We start from the raw sequence: 22,135 nt of genomic DNA, 5'->3' as shown, positions 1-22,135 counted from the left end.
GTCTGTTTTAACCTCTTAGGGGCTAAACTGTGCCACTTACCTAAAAGGCCTTGTTTTGTGTAAAGCAGTTGTTATAATGGAAACATCAAAAGGACAGGAAAGGAGTCTTATGAAAGTTAGAATCGAATTAGACCCATCCATGGATGAGCCTGAAATCTTGATTCGAGCTCCTCGGTTAACACAGGAATTAGCCCAGCTCCAAGAGTCTATTCTAAAGCAAAAGTTAGTTCCGTTAGCCTTTTACAAGAATCGCAGTGAATATTTTCTGGATTTGGCAGATATTCTCTTTTTTGAAACAGACGGGGAGAAAATTTATGGTCATACTAAGGATGAGGCCTATGAGGTAAAGCAAAAACTCTACGAATTGGAAGAATTGCTTCCGATTGCCTTTTGTCGGATTTCCAAATCGACGATTGTTAATGCTAAGCAGATTTATTCTTTGGAGAAGTCTTTTTCAGGGACCAGTACGGTGAATTTCTATCAGACCCACAAGCAGGTCCATGTATCAAGACGCTACTATCAAGTTTTAAAAGAACGACTAAACGAAATGAGGTAAGATAATGAGAAAGAAATTAATTGGGATCCTCTTGATCCTTTTGGCAGCTTTAGTAATTGTACAGGACTACTTTATAAAATGGGAAATTAGTATTTGGATGTTGGCCTGGGTGGTCTTATTAGCTATTTTATCCCTTTCTAGTCTTTTGAAGCGACATTTTGGTCTTGGTTTCGCCTATGGTATTGTGGCTCTTTTTTCACTCAATGGACAGTTCCATTTTCTTCCAGTATCTAATTCGGTCCTTATCTTTTCTTCCATTCTTGCAGTTATTGGCTTGAACATTCTCTTCAATTCTTCTAGTAAAACAAAGAATCGTTTTGGATTGGGTGCAACTGGTTCAGACGCTAATAATGGAGGAAATGATATTGATGTCACTTTTTCAGCAGTGACCAAGTATCTTAATGACCAGCAATTTACGCATGGGAGTGCAGATGTTAGTTTAGGGCAGGCTTCCGTTTATTTTGATAATTGCCGTATTGAGGGGCCATCAGCCCAGTTTGATGTGGACGTTTCTCTTGGAAGTCTTAGCCTCTATGTGCCCAGTGATTGGCGAGTACATGTGAATGTGGATAATTCGCTTTCAGCTGTACAGCATGAGGAAAATCCTAGCAATTTGACCAGCAAGGACTTCTACATCAAAGGCGATGTTTCCTTGGGTAATTTAGAAATTATCTATGTTGGTGAGAGTTCGATTGATTAAGTTAGGAGAGAGGTTGCTATAAACATGACAATTTAGGAGGGCAATAGCTCTGGGATTTCTAAGTTCATCAAGTCTTTCAAATCAACTAATACTCAAGGGAGTGGGACAAGGAACAATTTTTAAAAAGTTGTTCGGTCCTACTCCCTTTTTTCCTATTTTATAGTCTCTTTTTTTGTGATAATATAGTATAGTGAAAAAAACTAGACTGGAATAACTTTACTCTTTTGAAGTTTTATGTGACAGCGATGATGGAGATAATCTAAGCGGATGCCTGCTTGGAGCGATAGTCAAGTAAACTCAAAATGAGGCTAGAAGGGAAATTGTTATGAGAAAAAAAGCGATTGGTATTGATTTAGGAACAACGAATTCCGTTATGGCTGTTGTTCGTGAAGATGTGCCAGAGATTATTCCGATGGGGACGAATGACGATCAGGTCTTACGTTCAGCGGTTTATTTCTCAAATATTAGTGGCCAAAATCATGTGTCTTTTGGTAAGGAAGCCATTGAACGTGGGACAGAAATCGGAAGTACAGAAAACTTTAAATTTGATTTTAAACGTGATATTGGGCGTCCCATTGCTAGTGATACACCAGACCACACACGTGTCAATTCTATTATTCTTTCGGCCTTGGTTTTGAACGAATTTCGTAAACGTGCCTATGTAGTTGGGCAGGAGATGGGCCAAGCAGATGGTATCAAGGATGCTGTTATCACAGTGCCTGCCTACTTTACGTCAGATCAACGTGCGGCAACTAAGAATGCTGGTCGTATTGCAGGATTTAATGTTTTGCGTATTATCAATGAGCCTACAGCTGCGGCCATTGCCTATGCCCACACTAAAAATGCTCAAGGGAATGTCTTGGTCTTCGACCTAGGTGGAGGAACTTTTGACGTTACCATCATGCGCGTGGCTGATCATGCCTATGATATTTTGGCAACTGACGGGAATTCACGCCTTGGTGGGATTGACTTTGATAAGCGTCTTGTGGGCTACATCATGCAGGAGTTGGAAAAACAAGGGGTCAATATGACTAACCTTTCCGAGAAGGAAAAAATTCAACTTCAATATAAGGCTGAGCAGATTAAGACTAGTCTATCTGTGAATGACCAAGCTCTCTATGAGCACTATGTCAATGGTCAAGGTTACGGTGTCTTGATTACTCAAGCGATTTTCAATGAAATTACCTTGGACCTCCTCAAAGATACTGAAATCAAGGTGCAATCTACTCTTCAAGCATCTGGCTTAAAATGGGAAGAGATTGACCATATTCTCCTTGTGGGTGGGTCAACACGTATGCCAATGATTCGTCAAATGATTCGTTTGATGAGTGGTTTGGAGCCTAAGTTTGACCTTAATCCAGATACCATCGTGGCACAGGGAGCTTCTATTTTGGCTGACCTTATCGTCAATAACGAGGTTAGCTTCTCTGAACATCAGGATGGTAAGACAACTGAGACAGATAGAGTGGTTGTCAAGGATGTGACCTCTCAGGGAATCGGTCTGCTCTTCAAGAAAAATCCAAACAAGAACTACAGTTTTGTGGGTGACTACTATAATAGTGTCGTGGTTCCACGTAACTCAGTCTTGCCTTTGGCTGTTACCAAGGATCTCTTTGCGGTCGTGGATGGACAGAGTAAGTTTAAACTTCGTATCACAGAAGGAAATTATGAAAATCCATTTGCTGTGAAGATTTTGGGACAAGTGGAAGGGCAAGTGCCACAACCTCGTCAGAAAGGTGAGCTCTTGGCACAAGTCACCTATGCCTTTGACTCAGAACAAATTGTTACCGTGACAGTGTCGGACCCTCGAAGCAATACTGTTGTGGCACGCTTTTCAGTCAATGCACAAGTCAACCAAACCCAAGAAGTGGTTAAGGAAGATTTGTCAGAACTTCAAGCTATTTTTGCTAAATTCATCTCATGATAGACTACTACAAAGCAATTGATACAGAGACAGGACAGGAAGTACCCTATTTAAGAGAGGTCAGTAACCGCATCTCTCCAGAGATGTCGGCTCAAGATTGTTTCGTGGCCCTTTCCTTTTTACGTGAGGAGCTGGAGGAGCTCTGGACAAATGGTACCTTGGATAAAGAAGGTGAGCGTTTGCGCAGTGAGCTCTACACGATTCGCTCAATCTTTTTCTCAGACCATGAGAAGTTACAATACGACCGAAAGCTCAGACAGGCTCAGAGAAAGACCTTGGAAGTTGACAAGGGGACGACCACTGATGCTAGCAATCTATCTGCTAAAAAGGAAATTCCTTTTGAACCTGTTGCGGTGACTCAGACTAAAGAGTCACCTCTTAAAAATTACCTCTTTGCGGCCTTCGCCTTTGTGACTCTACTAAGCTTGATTCTCTTTTTCAATATCAATGTCATCGTTCTTATTATCGGAGCCATTCTAATTGTGGCTTTGATGTTACTTATGTCTTAGGAGATATTAATGGAAACCAATCAATTAACATTTGAACATATCTGTTTCAAATATAAGGGAAATGATAACCAGCTCTTTACAGATTTGGATGTTACTATGGAGACTGGCCAAGTTGTCGGTATCTTGGGTGCTTCTGGTTCAGGGAAAACAACGTTAACAGAGATTCTCCTAGGCCAGCTTAAACCGACTTGCCAACAATTTCGTATTTTAGAAAATGGTAAACCTGTGACTGCGGGTTCACGCTCTTGGTCCTATGTACCCCAACAAAATCTCCTACGTGAGTACCTCAAGGTATCTGAGACCTTTGATTTTTATGCGGATCACCATCTGAAAGGGAGCGGTAAGCTGACTAAAAAGCATCGCATTGCAGGCATCATGGATGATTTAGGGTTGACGGAATTTGCCAATAAGAAAATCTCAGAGCTTTCTGGTGGGCAAAAACGTCGTGTCTCTATTGGTATCGAGCTTCTTAGCCCTAGTCCCTACTTTATCCTTGATGAACCGTCTTCAGGCTTGGATGCCCTTAGTGATCGTAATCTCTTACGTACCTTGAAAATCTTGGCTAAATCAGCTAACAAGTCTATTGTGGTTATTACTCACAATACAGAAAATTTGGCTATTTTTGACAAGATTATCTTCTTGTCTAAGGGACGTCCGACATTTGCAGGAACCTATGAAGAGTTGCTTTTGGAATACAAGACTAGCGATCCTTATATGATTCGTAAATATATGGATATGAATATCGCAGATGTCTATCAAGAGCTCAATGCTTCAACACGTATTTACAAGATTTAGGGAGACTTATGAACGCAGCATTACGATTAAGTTGGTATAAATTTAAACACCACTACATGGATTTTGTGAAGGTACTTCTGGGCATTGTCGCTTTCGAAGGCTTAATCCTCTATATCCAAGACAAGGGATTTTTGAAAGATTTCGAAACAACTCGAATGACCCTCTTTCTCTTGCTTTTCTCAACCAGTCTCTTGATTGTGGTTCAAAACAGTATTTATATTTCTAAGGAACGCTCGGTCCTCAACCGTGACTTTTTCTCAGGTTTGAGTCGTTCAGCCTTCGCCTTGGCTAGTATGGGGATTCACGCCTTCTTTGCTGTTTTGGAAACCATTGTCTTTATCCTATCTTACTCTGTCTTTAGTAAGTTCTTTGACAAGGAATTTCCAGACGCTGGTCATATTTTTGGTTCCTACCGTTGGGAAGTTGGGATTACAGTACTCCTGGTTTTCTTGGCGTCGCATTTTATTGCCCTCTTTATCTCAGCCTTGGTTGGCAAATCTGAGATTACCTCTGTTATCCTAGCAGTCGTTGTGGGTATCATGCAATTTTCATTGTCGGGAACTATCCTGTCTTTGCCTAAAGCCATTGATTGGGTACAAAAATTTATCTATCTTGGTTATGGCCACAAGCTTTTTGGGATTTCTAGTGACTTGTCAGACTTGCCATCGAGCTTGGCTAAGTACGGAGTCCCAGTCCCTAAGAGCCAGTTGGAGGCCTTTCAAGGGTCTACAGGCGAATTCTGGGGACAATGGTGGGCCTTGGTGCTTCATTGCCTCGTTTATGCCCTACTCTTTTTCGTCACACTTCAGAAGAAGGAGAAATAAATGCAACAATATGATGAATGGCTGATTGACTTCCAAGTGCAGCATGGTCGCAAGCCAAGTGATAAGGAAGTCGCAGAAGCTGCTAAGACTGGTTTTGCTCTTTCTAGTGGCTTGAGCAGACAGAAAAATTCTAAATTCAGACAAGTTTTGTCTAAGGTTGGTTTGGGTGATCTCAAGTTTAGCTGGTTTTTAGTTTTGGAAATTTTGCTCTTGATTTGTATTGCTCTCTTTGGCTATGTTGTTGGCTATCTATTTATCTAGGAGGACCTCATGAAACAGTTTAAACATAAAAAGTTTATCGGTTTAGCCTTGATTGTCTTTTTGGTCTTCATGGTACTTGGAAAATACACTCAGAGCACGGCTTTTTCATCGTCTTCAAGAGTTTATGCCACAACCGTTGTCGATAAGAATACCGGGAACAAGGTGCGTTTTGAAGTTCGTAAGATCAAGGGAGACAAATACGAAGTCAAAAATACGGAGACCGGGGATACTTATCAGGCTAATGCCCAATCCGGAGAAGACCGTTCTTTGAGCTTTAAGTTGCCTGGAACTAACGGTAGCTCAGACGGTACTATCCGTATCACACCAAGTATGGTACCTGGAGGAGATGCGAAGGTTGAAATGACTGAATCAGACACCTATACTCAGGTTGAGGGAGGCTCTGAAGTCGTTGAGTCTAGCGAGGCTTCGTCTAGTTCTTCAAGTAGCCAAGTTAAAAGCATTATTAAGGATATTTTGGAATCAAGTAGTTCATCCTCAGGTAGCGATGCAAGCTCAGAATCGTCTTCTAACGATCCAAATAAGCCAAATGCAGATATCAAGACTAAGACCGATGTCAATGGTGATAAGGAAACCACTTATATTGCAGACTATTCGACTGAAGACATTAAGTCCATTACGGAAGCTTTTGGGAAATGGCTCTATCAGTCTGATTATGCCAAGGATGCTGTTTTAGTTCAAAGTAGCTTTGACAGCATCACCAAGGTCAATGATGGTAGTCCAACCTTCCTGTCATTTAAGGCACCTAAGGAAAAAGGTAGCAGCCAAACGATTACCATCCTTGCTAATCTCATCAATGCGGATGGCTATGAACATATTACTGGTGTTCCGAGTGGTATCATCAATGGCAAGGAAGTCTCAAACTATGATTTCAAGGATTATAAAAACACTGTTGATTCCTTTGCTTTAGGGATTAATGACAATAGTGGTAAGACCGCAGACTATAGTCCAACATCATCCTTCCGTCTTTATACCTTGAAGGATAAGAAACATGCGATGTATGAAGACGATGCTGCTGAACAAAAAGCCCTCTTTAAGGACTTTTCAGCTGATGACAAAACTGGTGGCAATTATAATGGCTACAACAAGCTCTATAAGGATTTGGTTGACCAAGATAAGGATTCTTACCAAATCGTTCTAGGCTCCAACGGTACCGTTTATTATGTGACGAACTACTGGAAGGGTAATTACGATAAGAAGACTGTTCAGACCTATAAGGTAGCACCAGATGACATGCAAGAGGCTTACCAAGAGTTGCTCAAGCATTACTCTAGTGCTAGCACATCTGAAAGCTCAGAATCTTCAAGTTCTTCACAAACATCGGAGTCATCATCAAGCTCATCAGAGGCTAAGACAGAATCAAAAACGGAAACCAAGACCGAACAAACAGGTATGGATGTTAATGCTATCAAGGATAATAACTTCCAAAGCCTCGAAGGGACTTGGAAGAATGGGAATGGCTTAAGTCTGAATTTTTCTAAGGACAATTTAACAGCTCCTGAGAATTATGTTGTTGAAAATACAAATGGAAAACTTGAGAATGGCTATCTCACATCAAGTTTAAGGATGGGAATTACCGGAGCAGGTATTCTCTTTATTCCTAAGGGAGTCACACTTCCGACAGTGCAGGGATTTGTGGACGGTTCGGATAATACTAAAGATCGTATTTTGATTACTCAGTCAGCATCACCACAATCTGACGCCAAACAATTCTACTACAAGGCTGACTAGACTTTAGGCTTAAAAGTAAGTCTCAAAAAAGTAGTTTTATAATCTAAAAGTTGAGATAAAATTGTCTCAACTTTTTATGTTACATTTGTAACTTTAATTTAATAGTAAGTCTATCTTCTATAAATAAATGGATTCTTAGAGGTATTGTAGACCTTTATAAGAAAATTAATTATTGTGAAAACTTACAAAAAGCTATATAATGAGTAGTGTTGTAAAAAGGGCTTCCTAGGGGATTTTTGAGGAAGTTTCTTAAATCAGATTAGAGGGAGAGGGGGAAAAGAATGACTTCTATTATTGAATCGCTACTTGCTGTTTTTAAAGATTTTCATTGGCTAGTATCTATAGACACGCTCTTGATTTTCTTTGTCAATTATCTGATGTTTCATGCAGCTGGTAGAGTCAAGATTTCTTGGTGGCTACTTTTATTAGGTGGCCTTTTATCAGTTGTTTTGATTCCCTTTCTTCCTATGGGATTCAAATTTTTACTTAATCCTCTCATTTTATTTTGTTTTAGTTATTACAAACGTCCAGACTTGCCATGGATAGAGCCGGTATTTAATAGTTTTTATGCCTGGGGGACGACCAATATCATTATACGGGGCTTGTCATTAATCGTCTTTCCTTTACTTTTGGGAGCCGACTTGATGAGCCGTATTCCAGAATCTTTAACGGAGTTTATATGTGTGGTAGTTACCTATCCTCTTTACCTTTTGGTTCACCGTTTTATTGGTTATGAATATTTGCAGGTCGAGGAAAAGGAGCGCTTACGTATACACTTCACCCCTATTGTTATTGGGGTTAGCTTTGCCTTTCTTTCATACGGGCTTCTAAATGATTTCATGCCTTACTTTGCTAGCATCTGGCCTGTGGAAGTGGTTAACAATTATGCCAAGTTAATCCTTCTATTAGCAACAGGAGCCTTCTTCATCATTGTTTCCTATGCCAACCAGTGGATTAAGGATGAACTTTTTCTGGAGTTGAAAGAGGAGCAGGAGCGTCATTTCCAGAGCTTACAGGAATCTAGTAGGCATATCCTCCATCTTTATCAGGAGCTATACCGTGATGGAGTGCCTAAGGTAGTCGTACCTAAGAAGGCTAATACCGTTCTGGCTACTAGTCAAGAGGGAGACACTCAGAACCTATCTGATGAAGAGGTTCCCTTCAGCAAGGTTATGCCAGATATTTCTAACCTGCTTTCTCAATTGTTACGTTCCGTCATTGAGAGTAAGTATATGGAGTTTCATGCTGTTGGCGTTGATTTTATCATGGAGGTTCCAGACCCTATATCCCCAGTTCATATCGATGTGGTGGATTTATCAGCTGTTCTAACGACCTTCTTGGACAATGCCTTGTTGAGAGCTCATGGTCAAGAAAATAGTTTAGTTCGTATGTCTTATTACCAAAGAGGTGAGGTCCAGGTCCTCTCTGTAGAGACAACCCTTTCGCAAGATAGTGCCGAGGCGCCCCACGAGACGTATGAGAGTCACTTATCAATCAATGAGCAGCTCGAAGATATTATGGAGCGTTACCCTCAGTCTAAACTTAGCTTTAAGAATGATAAGTTCATCTATAGACAGCAATTTGAATACTAAAGACTTGTAAAAAAAATATAGAAAGGAGATTCGATGTTTGAATCGTTTTTGGGAATAAATTTTTTAAATCTCTATGATACAGATGCCTTTCTAGCCATTCAGCTTATTTTAACGCTGACGATAAATTGTGCCATTTTCAAACGAATGACAGACATTCGTATCTCCTGGACGGTCTTCTTGACCTTAGCCCTGTTAGATGTAGTCATTCAGTATAATATTACTAACATGATTATGGTTTTTGATGTCTTTATCCTAATGATTTTGGCCTTTCTTGCTAAAGGGAAGACCTGGTCGGTGACCCAGTATGCTTTTCATACTTTGTTTCCAGTGGTGACGTCAGATTTACTTTATCGTTTATTGGGACTCTTCTTTATTCCCCTTCTCTTGAATCTCCCTGTCGCTGAGGTAGGGTCAAATGCTCTTTTCTATCTCTTATCTTACGGTTTGATTTTGCCACTTTATTTTGTATTTGACCGTTTCTTGGGCTTGGATTTGAAGCGTTGGAAGGTCTATAGCGATGACTCTTTCCAGAACCTCCAGATTTCTAGAAGAGTTGCTATAGCAATGGCCATTTATTTATTGGGAATCTATCTCAGTGTGAATTTAGACAGTTGGTTCCCTGGCTACTCTTCAGAGTTGGAGTTGAGATTTCGGATGCTCTGGGTTCTCTTATCCGCAGTGGCTTTCATTTTCCTAATTGCCCATCTTAATCAACTGTCTCGGCAGTATTTGGAAGAGAGTTTGACCATGGAGGAAAAGAGGCATTTGAATAGTTTGACCAAGGCCAACCAAAAGATTGATCTTCTCTACAATGAGTTGTTACAATACAGACAGTCTTATCAGACGGTTGTGGAACAATTTTCAGAGGAAGTACGTGACCAGGAAGAGGCTCTTGCCGAACAGGTGTACCAGAATGTCCTTAGAGAGAGTGCCAAGGAGTTTGAACGTTTCCGTGTCATTGATAATCCTAAGCTGGAAAATATTCAGTCCTTACCCTTACGTAGCCTTCTTTCGGCTCGTATGATGGAGGCTAAACGTAGTAATATTCCAGTGACTTGTGATATTCCTGAGGAAATTTCAGGGTTTACCATGAACGTGGTTGACTTGACCTTGTTGGTATCCATTTTCTTTAGTAATGCGATTGATGAGAGTAAGCAGGTGCCTGCCAGTCAAATCAATTTTAGTTTTCATCGACATGATGAGGATGGAAGTTACCATTTCGTCATGGAAAATAGGACGCGAGAAGAAAAAGTTGACCTTGATGCCATTATGCAGGAAGAAAACCAGAAGAAGACCTCAGGTCTTAACCTTCACTCAGCCAAGGATATTCTTAGGAAGTATAGTGATGCCAATTTGATTACAAGCAGTGGTGATTACCTCTTCAAACAGGAATTGATTTTTAAATAAAGATGTAGAGCTAAATCAGAGGATTTGGCTCTTTTTTTACTTACAGGTCCATAAAGGAGGGCTCTTTGCTGTGGTGCTTGTGCTTATGTGAGGAACTTAGGACATTGGAGGAGATAGGGGCGAGGGAAGAGTCTGATTGTTGCTTCATTCTGTGTTATAATAGCAAGGATTAGTGGTTGTTAGCACTAAGTGAATGGCAATTCTTGCTTAGCCTAACGACTGGTGTAGAGACAAGAAAGGGACGTCTTATGAAATTACTTTATACGGATATGTCTCAGGATTTAACAGAAATTCTGACGGAGCAGGCAACCAGCTATGCTCAAAAGGGAAAGAGGGTCTTTTATATTGCCCCTAATGCCCTGTCATTTGAGAAGGAGCGTAAGGTCTTGGAATACCTGCCTCAGTCAGCATCCTTTGAGATTACGGTGACTCGTTTTACTCAGATGGCGAGATACTTTATTCTCAATACGAGCAACCCCAAAACGCAGCTGGATGATACTGGTCTGGCCATGATTTTTTATAAGGTGTTGTCGCATATGGGCGATGATGAGCTCAAGGTTTATGGCCGTTTGCGCAAGGATAGTAACTTTATTAATCAATTGGTAGACCTTTACAAAGAGTTGCAGCAGGCTAATATGACGGTTCTGGATTTGCAGCATTTGGATCAGGCAGAGAAACAAGAGAATTTGGTAAGGATTTTCAGTGCGGCTCAAGACCTCTTGTTGGCAGGAGATTTTGACAATCAATCAAAACTCAGTGCCTTCTTCAAAGAGATTGCCTCAGGACATCTGGATAAGGCTCTAAGTAATACGGTTCTGGTCATTGATGGCTTTACGCGTTTCTCAGCTGAAGAGGAGGCTTTGGTTACCCTCTTAAATGATAAGTGCCACCAGATTGTCATTGGAACTTATGCCAGTCAAAAGGCTTATAGGGCTAATTTTGTCTATGGCAATGTTTATCAAGCTTCAGTGGATTTTCTGAGAACTCTGGCTCAGACTTATAAGGTGACACCTGACTACGTGACGACAGACAAAGAGGGCAATCCTTCTTTTGCACGTATTAGCCGTCTTTTGGAAAGCCGTCATGATTTTAGTACGGTAGATGAGCAGCTGACTGCTCAGGACAAGCAAGCCTTGCAGGTCTGGGAAGTGGTCAACCAAAAGGAAGAGGTGGCTCAGGTTGCCAAGAGTATTCGTCAGTTGCTGGCGGATGGCAAGCGCTACAAGGATATTTTGGTCTTGCTAGGTGATGAGGAGAGTTATAAGCTTCAGGTGGGGCAGATTTTCCGAAAATTTGATATTCCCTATTATTTCGGGAAGGAAGAAACCATGTCTAGCCACCCTTTGGTGCAGTTTGTGGATTCGCTGGAACGTATCAAGCGCTATAATTACCGTGCCGAGGATTTGCTTAATCTCGTAAAATCCGGTCTCTATGGTGGTTTTGCTCAAGAGGATTTAGACCTTTTTGAATATTATGTCAATTTTGCAGATATCAAGGGGCGTCACAAGTTCCTTTCTGATTTCACGGCTAATAGTCGTGATAAGTATGATTTGGATCAGCTCAATACCTTGAGATCACAACTGGTAGAGCCCTTGGACAAGTTGCTTAACAGTCGCAAACAGAAGGGGTCTAGTCTGCTCAAGAAACTTGTGGTCTTTTTAGAGGCTGTGCAAGTGCCAAGTCAGATGGCTAGTTTGACTGCCAAGGCCAGTGAAGCTGAAAAAGAGCAGAATGAACAGGTCTGGAAGGCCTTCACGCAACTCTTGGAGCAGGTTGAGACAATCTTTGGGGAAGAAACACTTTCAGTGGATGACTTTTTGTCTATCTTGCGTTCGGGCATGTTGGCCTGTGATTACCGTACGGTCCCAGCTACTGTTGATGTGGTCAATGTGAAGAAATACGATTTGATTCAACCACACTCTGCTCCTTATGTTTTTGCCTTGGGCATGACCCAGTCACATTTTCCAAAGGTAGGGCAAAATAAGAGTCTCCTGTCTGACGAGGAACGTAGTCGTATCAATGAAGCTACGGATGAACACCGGAGTTTGGATATTGTTACGCAGAGCAATAGTCAGCGGGGGCATTTTGTGGCTATGTCACTTTTTAATGCAGCTAGTGAACAATTGGTGCTTAGTCAGCCACAAATTCTCAATGAGACTCAAGATGACATGTCGGTTTATTTGAAGGAGCTGCTTGACCTTGGTCTTCCTTTGGTTGAAAAGGGACGTAATCGTTTCGAGGCTAAGGGTGACCAGATTGGGAACTACAAGGACCTTCTATCAACTGTCATCGCCCTTAACAGTAGCCATCTAGATGCTGATTTGGACAAGGAAACGCAGACTTTCTGGTCAGTTGCGGTGCGTTATCTCCGTAAGCGACTTGATAAGGACCAAGTCTTGATTCCAAATGTGATTGACGATGTGACGACGACCAAGGTTGATGATCAGGTCATGCAGCTGGTCTTTCCGGGGGAAGAACCACTGAAATTATCAGCCTCGGCTCTGACGACCTTCTATAACAACCAATATCTTTATTTCTTGCGTTATGTTTTGGGGCTTGAAGAGTTGGAGTCCATCCATCCAGATGCTCGACACCATGGGACTTACTTGCACCGTGTCTTTGAGCGTGTCATGGGTGATTCTTCGTCAGAAAACTTCGATGATAAATTGGAAAAGGCTATTGCTCAGACCAATCAGGAACAACCCTTTGAACTTCTCTATACAGAGGACCAAGAGAGTCGCTTATCTCGTCAGATTTTAGAAGATATCGCCCGATCAACTGCCAGTGTTTTGCGTGATAATGCGGCTGTTAAGGTTGAGCGTGAGGAAGCCAAGTTTGACTTGCTTTTAGCAAATAGCATCAAGATTACAGGGATTATTGACCGTGTGGACCGTTTAACGGATGGGGCTCTGGGTGTCGTTGACTACAAATCAGGTAAAAATGTCTTTGACATTCAGAAATTCTACAATGGCCTCAGTCCACAATTGGTGACCTATCTGGAGGCCCTTCGACAAACCTATAAGGTCGATGCTGACCAGCTTTTTGGTGCCATGTATCTTCACATGCAGGACCCACAACTTAACCTAGTCCAGTTTGGTCTGGATAAGCTAGCAGCTCAGGCTCATAAGGAATTGACCTATAAGGGGCTCTTTGTGGCTTCAGAAACAGAGCATCTGGCTGGTGGAAACTATGATTTACAAAAGACTGTCACCTATGACAAGGAGGACCTAGAAACCTTGTTAGACTACAATATTAAGCTCTTTACAGATGCTGCTGAGATTATTCGAAGTGGGAATTTTGCGGTCAATCCTTATACCGAGGATGGCAAGTCTGTTCAAGGGGATCAAATCAAGGCTATTACTCATTTTGAGGCCGACCGCCACATGGGACAGGCTCGTAAACTCTTGCGTTTACCAAGTAAGGGCAAGAAGGAAGCCTATTTGGAGCTGATGACAAAAGACGAGGACAATAATCAGATGCAAGTTGCTGAAAATATCATCCCCTTTCTTGTCACCAATCAAGCTGTGACAGCAGACAAAAAAGATCAGGAGGACAACCATGTTGACTAAAGATTTTTTAAGTCCAACAGAGATTAAGGAACGCATTGCCCAAGAAGCAGCTTCTGACAAGGAACGCAAGTTAACACCTGAGCAGATTGAGGCCATTTACAGTAATGGTAGCAATATTCTTGTGTCAGCTTCGGCCGGATCAGGAAAAACCTTTGTCATGGTTGAGCGTATCCTTGATATGATTGGACGTGGCGTTGGCATTGACCAACTCTTTATCTCAACCTTTACGGTAAAGGCCGCGGGTGAGTTAAAAGAGCGTCTGGAAAAGCGTCTGACAGAGCAACTTGGACAAGTTGAGACGGATGAAGAGCGTGCCTTTCTTTCAGACCAGATTGCCAAGATTGGGACGGCAGATATTGGAACCATGGATGCCTTTACCCAGAAATTGGTCAATCAGTATGGCTATCTCTTGGGGGTGTCACCTATTTTCCGCATTATGACAGATCCTGCCGAGCAGACACTTATGAAAAATGAGGTTTATGCTGATCTCTTTAACGATTATATGCAAGGGAAGGAGGCCCAACTTTTCCAAAAATTGGTCCGCAACTTCGCAGGAAATGGCAAGACTAGTAAGGCTTTTCGTGATTTAGTGTACGATGTCTATAGCTTTTCTCAGGCTACTGCAGGTCCTGAAAAATGGCTACGTCAAAATCTTTTAAAAGGGCAGGCAGAGGCCAATCCAGACAAGGCTAAAGCTGAGCTTTTAGAGGGTCTCAAAGATGGCTTGTTGGCTGATTTCTTAGCCTTCTTAAGAGACCATCTAGGCCTAGCTCAGCGTGAATTTGCCAAGGCTAAGTATCTTAATAATGTGTCGGATGCCATTAGCCTTCTTGAAGGAGCCTTGGCCAATGACCAAACGGATATGGAGGACTTGCTCAAAAAACTCTTGACTTTGTCAGGAGGTACTGGTTTGACCAATATGACCCGTCCTAAAGACGAGGAACTAAAGGCCTACAAGGAAGCTTACAACAAGACCAAAAATGAGTTTGTGGCCCAGTTGCGAGAGGTTGATACCCAGCTAACGGTCCTCGAGGTTTTGACCAAGCATAATGATGACATCCTACCTCTCTTGGAGTTGCTTCAGGCCTTTGTACTTGATTTTTCGGACCAGTATTTACAGGCAAAGATTCAGGAAAATGCTTTTGAATTCTCAGATATTGCCCATTTTGCCATCCGTATTTTGGAGGAAAATCCAGAGGTGGCAGCTAGCTACCGTGACCGTTACCATGAAGTGATGGTAGACGAGTATCAGGACAATAGCCATACCCAAGAACGCATGTTGGAGCTCCTCTCTAATGGCCACAACCGATTCATGGTGGGAGACATCAAACAATCCATCTATCGTTTCCGTCAGGCAGACCCTCAGATTTTTAATGGCAAGTTCCAGCTCTTCCTTGAAAATCCAGATGTGGGTAAGCTGATTCTTCTTAAAGAGAACTTCCGTAGCCAATCTGAAGTTCTTGATGCGACCAATGGTGTTTTCAGTCACCTCATGGACCAGGAAATCGGGGACATCCTCTATGACAAGACTCATATGCTGGTAGCGGGTAGCGAGAAGCAAAAAGAACCCCATCCTGAAAATGAGACAGAGGTTCTGATTTACAATAGTGATGAAGCGAGTGTAACTCCTGACGAAGAAGGTGCTGATCAACCTATTAGTAGCGGCGAGATTTCCTTGGTTATCAAAGAAATCATCAAACTTCACGAGCAGGGTGTACGTTTTGAGGATATTACCCTCCTAGCACCAACTCGCAACACCTATTTGGACTTGATGGCAAGCTTTGAGGAGCACGGAATTCCATTGGTTCCTGACGAGTACAAGTCAAGCTACCTAGAGTCACTAGAAGTTATGATTATGTTGGATACCCTTCGTGCCATCAATAATCCTCTCAACGACTACGCCTTGGTTGCCCTCCTTCGTTCACCTATGTTTAATTTCAACGAGGACGACCTGGCTCGGATTGCTGTCCAGGCTGACAAAGGACAATTCTATGACAAGCTTCTTGCAGCTCATACTAAATCAGGACTTCATCCAGAAGTCGTGACGCAAGGACTTGAGGCAAAGTTGACTCTCTTCATTGAGACTCTATCAGATTGGCGTGATTACAGTAAGTGGCACTCGCTCTACGACCTCATCTGGAAGATTTACGACGATCGCTTCTATTATGATTATGTTGGTAGTCTACCACGAGCTGAGCAACGCCAGGCCAATCTCTACGCCCTTGCCTTGCGTGCCAATGCCTATGAAAAGACTGGCTTTAAGGGACTTTCTCGTTTTATTGGTATGATTGATAAGATTATTTCTAGCGGTAACGACCTAGAGGAAGTAACAGACTTGGTTCCCAAAAATGCTGTTAGCCTCATGACCATTCACAAGTCCAAGGGACTAGAGTTCAAGTATGTCTTTGTCTTGCAGATGAATCGCAAGTTTATTGGTCACAGCAAGGATGGACTAAGTGGTAAGTACATTATAAACCGTGAAAAAGGACTAGGCATTAAGTATCTAGCTGACCTCAAAGACCAGGTAAACACTAATTTGCCTAAGTTAAATGTTGTTCTCGAAACCTTAACCTTCCAGGAAAATCGTAGGGAAGAACGCCGAGCAAGTATCTCAGAAGAGATGCGTCTGCTCTATGTTGCAATGACCCGTGCAGAGAAAAAACTCTACCTAGTTGGTAAGGGCAGTAAGGAAAAATTGACCCAGCAGTTTGGCACGGATGTTGAAAATAATCGCCTACCAGTAGCTCTACGTGACCAAATCGCTACTTATCAGGATTGGGTTATGGCTTTGGATACTGCCTTTATGAGAAAGGATCTCAAGTTTACTGTTCGCTTTGTTGAGGCTGAGGACTTGACCCCAGAGGCTATTGGTCAGGTTGAAGTTAAAGCAGCAGTAGATGCTGATGATCTCTCTAACAATCGTCAGACGGAAGACATTAAACGTGCCCTAACTGTCTTAGAAAGTGTTGAAAAGCTCAACCAACTTTATGCACCAGCGATTGACCTGCCATCTGTGCGTACGCCGAGCCAGCTCAAAGCCTTCTACGAACCTGTCATGGATACCGAAGGGGTGGATATTATGGACAAGAAAGAGGAAGTGCAACCTCTTGAGACATCCACTAGCTTTGAGCTTCCAGATTTTGGGCAAAAAACGAAGGTCACTGGAGCTGCAGTTGGTTCAGCCACCCATGAACTCATGCAACGCTTGAGTCTTTCTGACAAGGTGACCCTCCAAGATTTGACACAGGCCTTGAGTCGAGTATCGGCAGATGATCAAGTCAAGGCGCGCCTGCAGTTAGAAAAGCTACTAGGCTTCTTTGACACCGAACTTGGGGAGCTCATTCTAGCTAACCGTGATAAGTTGCGTCGTGAAGCACCATTTGCTATGTTGGCAGAAGATCCCACTAGTAAAGAAGACTTTGTCGTCCGTGGTATCATCGATGGCTACCTTCTTCTTGAAGACCGTATTGTCCTCTTTGACTATAAGACAGACCGCTTCACTCAACCTGGTGAGCTTAAGGAACGTTACAAAGGGCAAATGAGCCTCTATGCTAAAGCACTCAGCCAAGCCTATCAAATAGATAAGATTGATAAATACCTTATTCTCCTGGGTGGAAAAAACTTGGAAGTTGTAGAAGTATAAGCTATAGCATAACCATTCTTTCATAGTGAAAGAGTGGTTTTTTGTCTTTCAATTCCACCAAAAAAGACCGGTGTGCACACACCAGCCTTTTTCGATAGATTTCCATCAGTATTGTAAGTTCGTTAAAATATTAGAGGATGGAAATAGTTATGAAAAAAAGTATCTTGTAGGTTGCTTAGGCCTACAAGGGCTATTATAACAGACTCATCTTAATCTAAACAAGGTTAGAAAAATTAGAAATATACACAATAAATACTACTATTTTCTAATAGTTGAAGGGCACCATAGTAATAAAAGAAAGACATAAACCGCCAACATTAGACTGACGGTTTTAGTTTATTTTAATCCTAATATCAACTAATCAAAGGCACCACCCAATTGACCCAGGCCCAGGAAATCGGCATAACCAGAATCATGGCTGGAATCATATCTGCGGTTGGAAATTGGCGAAGTCTCATAATACGAAAACCAGTCGCAATCATGAGAAAGCCCCCACAAGCCTTAAAGTCACCAATCATAGCTTTTGTTGTTAGAGGAAGAATGAAACCAGCACTCACAAAGAGGAGGAAGAAAACGATAAATTGTGGAATGGCAATCATGGAGACGATGTAGCCTAGACTACAAGAGAAAATCATGGCCGTAAAGAAATCTAGGATAGATTTGGAAATCAAGATGGAAGCATCACCTGTCATCCCAGACTCAAGGCTCCCATAAATTCCTGTACCACTTGCACAAAAAAGGACGATAACTGTCAAGAGCTGCGCATAAAACTCATCGTGAGCTAACCTTGTTTGTTTGCTTGGTGTAATCTTGGACAAGCCTTTTTCCATAAGCCCAGCTCCCTTGTTGATGAGGTTCCCAAACTTTAGGGCCAGCCCGATGATGGTACCGATAACTACTGCAAAGATAACTGCAGGCATATTAACCATATTCATAATAGCACTAATCCCCATAACCATAGAGGCTAGGCCAAAGATAAGGTTAAGGTTGTCCTTGAAATCGTCTCTGAGATAGTCCCCGAAGAGTCCTCCAGCGATTCCTCCTAAGATAATAGATAGCGAGTTGATGATAATTCCAGTTGGCACCAGTGATTTTCCTCCTATTTATTCTAAATACTATAAGTTTAGCATTATCAAAGATCGAATGCAAAATTGTCTCGTTTTTACAAACGTTTTATTGAAATTGTACCTTTGAAGTGATACAATAAATGAGAAGGTAAGGAAATAGCCTTATCTAAATCTATTGCCAGTGTTCTTAGAGTATTGTTCATAAAAAACAAGGTAATAACTCTAATTTATAATCTAATATAAAGTGTAAAATGAAACTATTGTTAAATAGATTCTCAAGAAAGGATAAAAGATGATTCGTTTTGAACACGTAACGAAACGTTATGAAGATAAAGATGCTCTCTCAGATCTTACCCTCGAAATTCGAGATGGGGAAATTTTTGGTCTGATTGGTCACAATGGGGCAGGTAAGACTACGACCATTTCCATTTTGACGTCTATTATTGAAGCTAGCTACGGTGAAGTTTACGTCGATGATATGGCCCTCAGCCAACATCGTGATGCTATCAAGAAAAAAATCGCTTATGTGCCAGATTCACCAGACTTATTCTTAAACTTAACTGCTAATGACTATTGGTACTTTTTGACACGTATCTATGATTTGGAAGCTAGTCAGGTTGAGGAACGTTTGACTAATCTTATGGCTACCTTTGACTTGACGGAAAGTCGCTATAACCTCATTTCTTCCTTCTCTCACGGTATGCGTCAGAAGGTTGTCGTTATCGGTGCTCTTCTGGTTAATCCGCAGATTTGGGTTTTGGATGAGCCTTTGACTGGTCTGGATCCACAGGCATCTTATGATTTGAAAGAAGCCATGCGTAACCATGCTAAGGAGGGTAATAGTGTGCTCTTTTCAACCCACGTTCTAAGTGTAGCTGAGCAGCTCTGTGATCGTATTGCTATTTTGAAGAAAGGAAAACTCATCTTCCAAGGGTCTCTAGCTGAACTTAAGTCTCAGTACCCTGACAAGGATTTGGAAACCATTTATCTGGAAATGGCTGGACGTAAGATCGAGGAGGTGTAGTCATGAACTGGAACCATGTTTGGGAGCTTTTTAAAATTAATCTCCTCTATGCAAATCCTCAAGCAGTAACTAACCTACAGAAACGTCAGGAGAAAAAGAAAAAGGCTAATTTCTCCATCGTTAATGCCATGCTTAGACAACAACTCTTGATTTTAATTATTTTTACGGTTGTATATAGCTATCTTTTTGTAGGTGTCGATTATAAGGCCAATCCTGGAGTCTTAACCCTATATCTTTTGACATTTTCAATCATGGGGCTTCTCCAGACTTTTACGGCTCTCTATAGTACCTTTTACGATAGTAAGGATAACAAGGCTTATCTGCCTCTTCCCTTAAAGCCATCAGAAGTCTTTTTGGCCAAGACCTTGTCAGGTTCTATGGTTGGGATGACCTTCATGGTACCTATCCTTAGCCTCCTCATTCTAGCTTACTGGCAATTTATTGGCCCACTGGGGATAGTCGTGGGGCTGCTATCCTTTATCGTTTCTCTCTTTATCAATCTCGTTTTTTCAGTGATTCTGTCTAATAGTATTGGAACGCTGATTGTTCGCAGTTCTCGTCAAAAGCTCTATTCGACTATTTTGATGACCCTGTCAACCCTATTGATTATGTTCCCTATCATGATGGTTGGTTTTCTTAATGGTTATGTTAAGGGTGCTGGACATATCGATTTTCCTTTGTTGCCTTATCTAAGAGGTTACTATGATGTGGTAGCTGCTCCTCTATCTCTGGAGGCCCTACTAAATTTTTATCTTCCTCTTATCTCAGTGCTTATCTTGGGCTTTTGGTTTTATAAAGTCAGAATGCCTCGTTATTTCCACGAAGCCATTTATAACCAAAAGGCTAGAAAGCCTCAGGCCAAAGCTGTTACTCGAAGCCAAAGACAGGTCTTGATCCGCCATCATTTATCTACTTTGGGGAATTCAACCCTCATTATCAATACCTATGTGGTGCCGGTCTTATATATGATCATGTTAGGTGGGGGTGCGGTATTTTTGAAAGATCTGGGCCCAGACTATTTCGGACTCCTGCTTTTGGTCGGAATTGCCTTTGGTTTCTTTTCAGCTCAACCAACAAGTTTTCTTGGTGTAGCAACATCCTTAGAGGGGACAAACTTTGACTTTATTCGTAGCCTACCAATTAATACGGGTGACTATCTTCGTCAAAAGTTTTGGATTTTCTATGCCTTGCAAGTCGGTGTATCCCTCTTACTAGGAGGACTTGGTTTAATCTTCCTTGCACATCTCCATCCTATTTTGGTAGCAAGTTTCACTCTTGGTTTTCTCGTAACAACCTATCTTGTAGGTGGCTATTACTTTGAACGTGACCTTAAATTGTTGGAAGTGAATTGGCAGGAAGTTACCCAGCTCTTCAATCGAGGTGGCGGACAGTGGCTCTATATGGGTATCTTTATTCTTACAATTTTCATCGCTGCCTTGCTAGGAGGTATTGTCTTCTTTGCAAGCAAGTTCTGGATTGCCCTAGTAGTTAATGCTATAGTATCTGGGCTTATAGCTTTAGTTGTCCTAATCGTTTATCTCTTTGTTGATCGCAGACGTTGGAAACGTATTAGAGCCATGTTTTTTGCCTAGAACAAACTGTTTAAAGAGTCTCTCCGATTGGAGGGGTTCTTTTTTACTGAAAATCCTTAATATGTAAACTTATGCATTATATATGTTAAAATACCTGAATTTAGTGTATAATCATAAACATGAAACGAAATTTTGACTCAGTAAAACGCCTGGTTATCAAAATCGGGACTAGTTCTCTGGTTTTACCATCAGGGAAAATTAATCTTGAAAAAATCGATCAATTAGCTTTTGTCATTTCTAGCTTGCATAATAAAGGTATTGAGGTTGTCCTCGTATCCTCTGGTGCCATGGGCTTTGGTCTCAATGTCCTAGACCTAGACAAGCGACCGGCTGAAGTCGGTAAGCAACAGGCTGTCTCAAGTGTAGGACAGGTGGCTATGATGAGCCTATATTCTCAGGTCTTTTCACATTATCAGACCAAGGTATCTCAGTTGCTTTTGACGCGTGATGTGGTTGAGTATCCCGAGAGTTTGGCCAATGCCATCAATGCTTTTGAGAGCCTCTTCGAGCTTGGGGTTGTCCCAGTTGTGAATGAAAATGACGCTGTCAGCGTAGATGAAATGGATCATGCGACTAAGTTTGGAGACAATGACCGCTTGTCTGCTATCGTTGCTAAGATTGTTGGTGCAGACCTACTCATCATGCTGTCAGATATTGATGGGCTCTTTGATAAGAACCCAAATGTCTATGAGGATGCAACCCTTCGTAGCTATGTCCCAGAGATTACCGAGGAAATTCTGGCCTCAGCTGGTGGTGCCGGTAGTAAATTTGGTACGGGTGGTATGATGAGTAAGATTAAATCCGCCCAGATGGTTTTTGAAAATCATAGCCAAATGGTTTTGATGAATGGTGAAAATCCACGTGACATCCTTCGTGTCCTAGAAGGAGCCAAGATTGGTACACTCTTTAAACAGGAGGACTAA

16 protein-coding genes are annotated in these 22,135 nt (G+C 41.8%); 15 read left to right on the top strand and 1 reads right to left on the bottom strand.

Translation table 11 applies throughout. The annotated features are described in order from the left end of the window. The first annotated feature begins 109 nt into the window (after window positions 1–109). From HMPREF1519_RS09215 to addA, 12 genes are all read left to right on the top strand, one after another. Window positions 110–556, top strand: coding sequence for a LytTR family DNA-binding domain-containing protein (locus HMPREF1519_RS09215; RefSeq protein WP_022495862.1), 447 nt, complete (start codon window positions 110–112; stop codon window positions 554–556). Between the two features lie 4 nt (window positions 557–560). Further along, window positions 561–1,256 carry a hypothetical protein gene (locus HMPREF1519_RS09210; protein ID WP_022495863.1) on the top strand — a complete coding sequence of 232 codons (696 nt, stop codon included), beginning with the start codon at window positions 561–563 and terminating at the stop codon, window positions 1,254–1,256. Window positions 1,257–1,581: 325 nt separating this feature from the next. After that, window positions 1,582–3,180, top strand: a complete 1,599-nt coding sequence (locus HMPREF1519_RS09205) for an Hsp70 family protein (protein ID WP_022495864.1) — start codon at window positions 1,582–1,584, stop codon at window positions 3,178–3,180. Then, entirely contained in the window at window positions 3,177–3,689 is a 513-nt protein-coding gene (locus HMPREF1519_RS09200; RefSeq protein ID WP_022495865.1) for a hypothetical protein, read from the top strand. The genes HMPREF1519_RS09205 and HMPREF1519_RS09200 overlap by 4 nt, the downstream gene beginning before the upstream one ends. Window positions 3,690–3,698: 9 nt before the next feature. Beyond that, on the top strand, window positions 3,699–4,484 hold the full coding sequence (locus HMPREF1519_RS09195) for an ATP-binding cassette domain-containing protein (protein WP_002891779.1): 786 nt from the start codon (window positions 3,699–3,701) through the stop codon (window positions 4,482–4,484). Window positions 4,485–4,492: 8 nt separating this feature from the next. Beyond that, complete coding sequence (locus HMPREF1519_RS09190; RefSeq protein WP_004183421.1) at window positions 4,493–5,308, top strand: ABC transporter permease; 816 nt, start codon at window positions 4,493–4,495, stop codon at window positions 5,306–5,308. Then, on the top strand, window positions 5,309–5,569 hold the full coding sequence (locus HMPREF1519_RS09185) for a hypothetical protein (RefSeq protein WP_002884593.1): 261 nt from the start codon (window positions 5,309–5,311) through the stop codon (window positions 5,567–5,569). It begins immediately after the preceding gene. A gap of 9 nt (window positions 5,570–5,578) precedes the next feature. Beyond that, the gene (locus tag HMPREF1519_RS09180; protein WP_022495866.1) at window positions 5,579–7,318 is read left to right on the top strand and encodes a DUF6287 domain-containing protein; all 1,740 of its coding nucleotides are present in this window, start codon (window positions 5,579–5,581) and stop codon (window positions 7,316–7,318) included. 281 nt (window positions 7,319–7,599) lie between these two features. Further along, window positions 7,600–8,910 (top strand): hypothetical protein, encoded by a 1,311-nt coding sequence (locus tag HMPREF1519_RS09175; RefSeq protein WP_022495867.1) that lies wholly within the window; start codon window positions 7,600–7,602, stop codon window positions 8,908–8,910. 33 nt (window positions 8,911–8,943) lie between these two features. Further along, on the top strand, window positions 8,944–10,317 hold the full coding sequence (locus tag HMPREF1519_RS09170) for a GHKL domain-containing protein (protein WP_022495868.1): 1,374 nt from the start codon (window positions 8,944–8,946) through the stop codon (window positions 10,315–10,317). A 248-nt stretch (window positions 10,318–10,565) separates the two neighbouring features. Further along, entirely contained in the window at window positions 10,566–13,886 is a 3,321-nt protein-coding gene (gene rexB / locus HMPREF1519_RS09165) for an ATP-dependent nuclease subunit B (protein ID WP_037611966.1), read from the top strand. Further along, window positions 13,876–17,529, top strand: a complete 3,654-nt coding sequence (gene addA / locus HMPREF1519_RS09160; RefSeq protein WP_037611952.1) for a helicase-exonuclease AddAB subunit AddA — start codon at window positions 13,876–13,878, stop codon at window positions 17,527–17,529. The genes rexB and addA overlap by 11 nt, the downstream gene beginning before the upstream one ends. A 353-nt stretch (window positions 17,530–17,882) precedes the next feature. Here addA and HMPREF1519_RS09155 read toward each other — a convergent pair whose 3' ends face one another. Next, window positions 17,883–18,614: a DUF554 domain-containing protein gene (locus tag HMPREF1519_RS09155; RefSeq protein WP_037611950.1), complete on the bottom strand. Its 732-nt coding sequence runs from the start codon at window positions 18,612–18,614 to the stop codon at window positions 17,883–17,885. Between the two features lie 274 nt (window positions 18,615–18,888). Between HMPREF1519_RS09155 and HMPREF1519_RS09150 the strand changes: the two genes are divergently transcribed. From HMPREF1519_RS09150 to proB, 3 genes are all read left to right on the top strand, one after another. Beyond that, window positions 18,889–19,620: an ABC transporter ATP-binding protein gene (locus HMPREF1519_RS09150; RefSeq protein WP_037611948.1), complete on the top strand. Its 732-nt coding sequence runs from the start codon at window positions 18,889–18,891 to the stop codon at window positions 19,618–19,620. A gap of 2 nt (window positions 19,621–19,622) precedes the next feature. Continuing rightward, window positions 19,623–21,212 carry an ABC transporter permease gene (locus HMPREF1519_RS09145; protein ID WP_037611946.1) on the top strand — a complete coding sequence of 530 codons (1,590 nt, stop codon included), beginning with the start codon at window positions 19,623–19,625 and terminating at the stop codon, window positions 21,210–21,212. A gap of 119 nt (window positions 21,213–21,331) precedes the next feature. Further along, on the top strand, window positions 21,332–22,135 hold the full coding sequence (gene proB / locus HMPREF1519_RS09140) for a glutamate 5-kinase (RefSeq protein ID WP_004183407.1): 804 nt from the start codon (window positions 21,332–21,334) through the stop codon (window positions 22,133–22,135).

It is taken from the genome of Streptococcus sp. SR4, assembly GCF_000517725.1.
Lineage (GTDB): Bacteria > Bacillota > Bacilli > Lactobacillales > Streptococcaceae > Streptococcus > Streptococcus salivarius_F.
Note: the sequence above shows the minus strand (reverse complement) of the source record. Positions and strands in the feature narration are given on the sequence as shown.

Coding starts and splice junctions, on each gene's coding strand:
- proB (WP_004183407.1), top strand. CDS start 21,332: ATGAAACGAAATTTTGACTCAGTAAAACGCCTGGTTATCAAAATCGGG.
- rexB (WP_037611966.1), top strand. CDS start 10,566: ATGAAATTACTTTATACGGATATGTCTCAGGATTTAACAGAAATTCTG.
- HMPREF1519_RS09175 (WP_022495867.1), top strand. CDS start 7,600: ATGACTTCTATTATTGAATCGCTACTTGCTGTTTTTAAAGATTTTCAT.
- HMPREF1519_RS09150 (WP_037611948.1), top strand. CDS start 18,889: ATGATTCGTTTTGAACACGTAACGAAACGTTATGAAGATAAAGATGCT.
- HMPREF1519_RS09195 (WP_002891779.1), top strand. CDS start 3,699: ATGGAAACCAATCAATTAACATTTGAACATATCTGTTTCAAATATAAG.
- HMPREF1519_RS09210 (WP_022495863.1), top strand. CDS start 561: ATGAGAAAGAAATTAATTGGGATCCTCTTGATCCTTTTGGCAGCTTTA.
- HMPREF1519_RS09185 (WP_002884593.1), top strand. CDS start 5,309: ATGCAACAATATGATGAATGGCTGATTGACTTCCAAGTGCAGCATGGT.
- HMPREF1519_RS09180 (WP_022495866.1), top strand. CDS start 5,579: ATGAAACAGTTTAAACATAAAAAGTTTATCGGTTTAGCCTTGATTGTC.
- HMPREF1519_RS09215 (WP_022495862.1), top strand. CDS start 110: ATGAAAGTTAGAATCGAATTAGACCCATCCATGGATGAGCCTGAAATC.
- addA (WP_037611952.1), top strand. CDS start 13,876: ATGTTGACTAAAGATTTTTTAAGTCCAACAGAGATTAAGGAACGCATT.
- HMPREF1519_RS09205 (WP_022495864.1), top strand. CDS start 1,582: ATGAGAAAAAAAGCGATTGGTATTGATTTAGGAACAACGAATTCCGTT.
- HMPREF1519_RS09145 (WP_037611946.1), top strand. CDS start 19,623: ATGAACTGGAACCATGTTTGGGAGCTTTTTAAAATTAATCTCCTCTAT.
- HMPREF1519_RS09170 (WP_022495868.1), top strand. CDS start 8,944: ATGTTTGAATCGTTTTTGGGAATAAATTTTTTAAATCTCTATGATACA.
- HMPREF1519_RS09190 (WP_004183421.1), top strand. CDS start 4,493: ATGAACGCAGCATTACGATTAAGTTGGTATAAATTTAAACACCACTAC.
- HMPREF1519_RS09200 (WP_022495865.1), top strand. CDS start 3,177: ATGATAGACTACTACAAAGCAATTGATACAGAGACAGGACAGGAAGTA.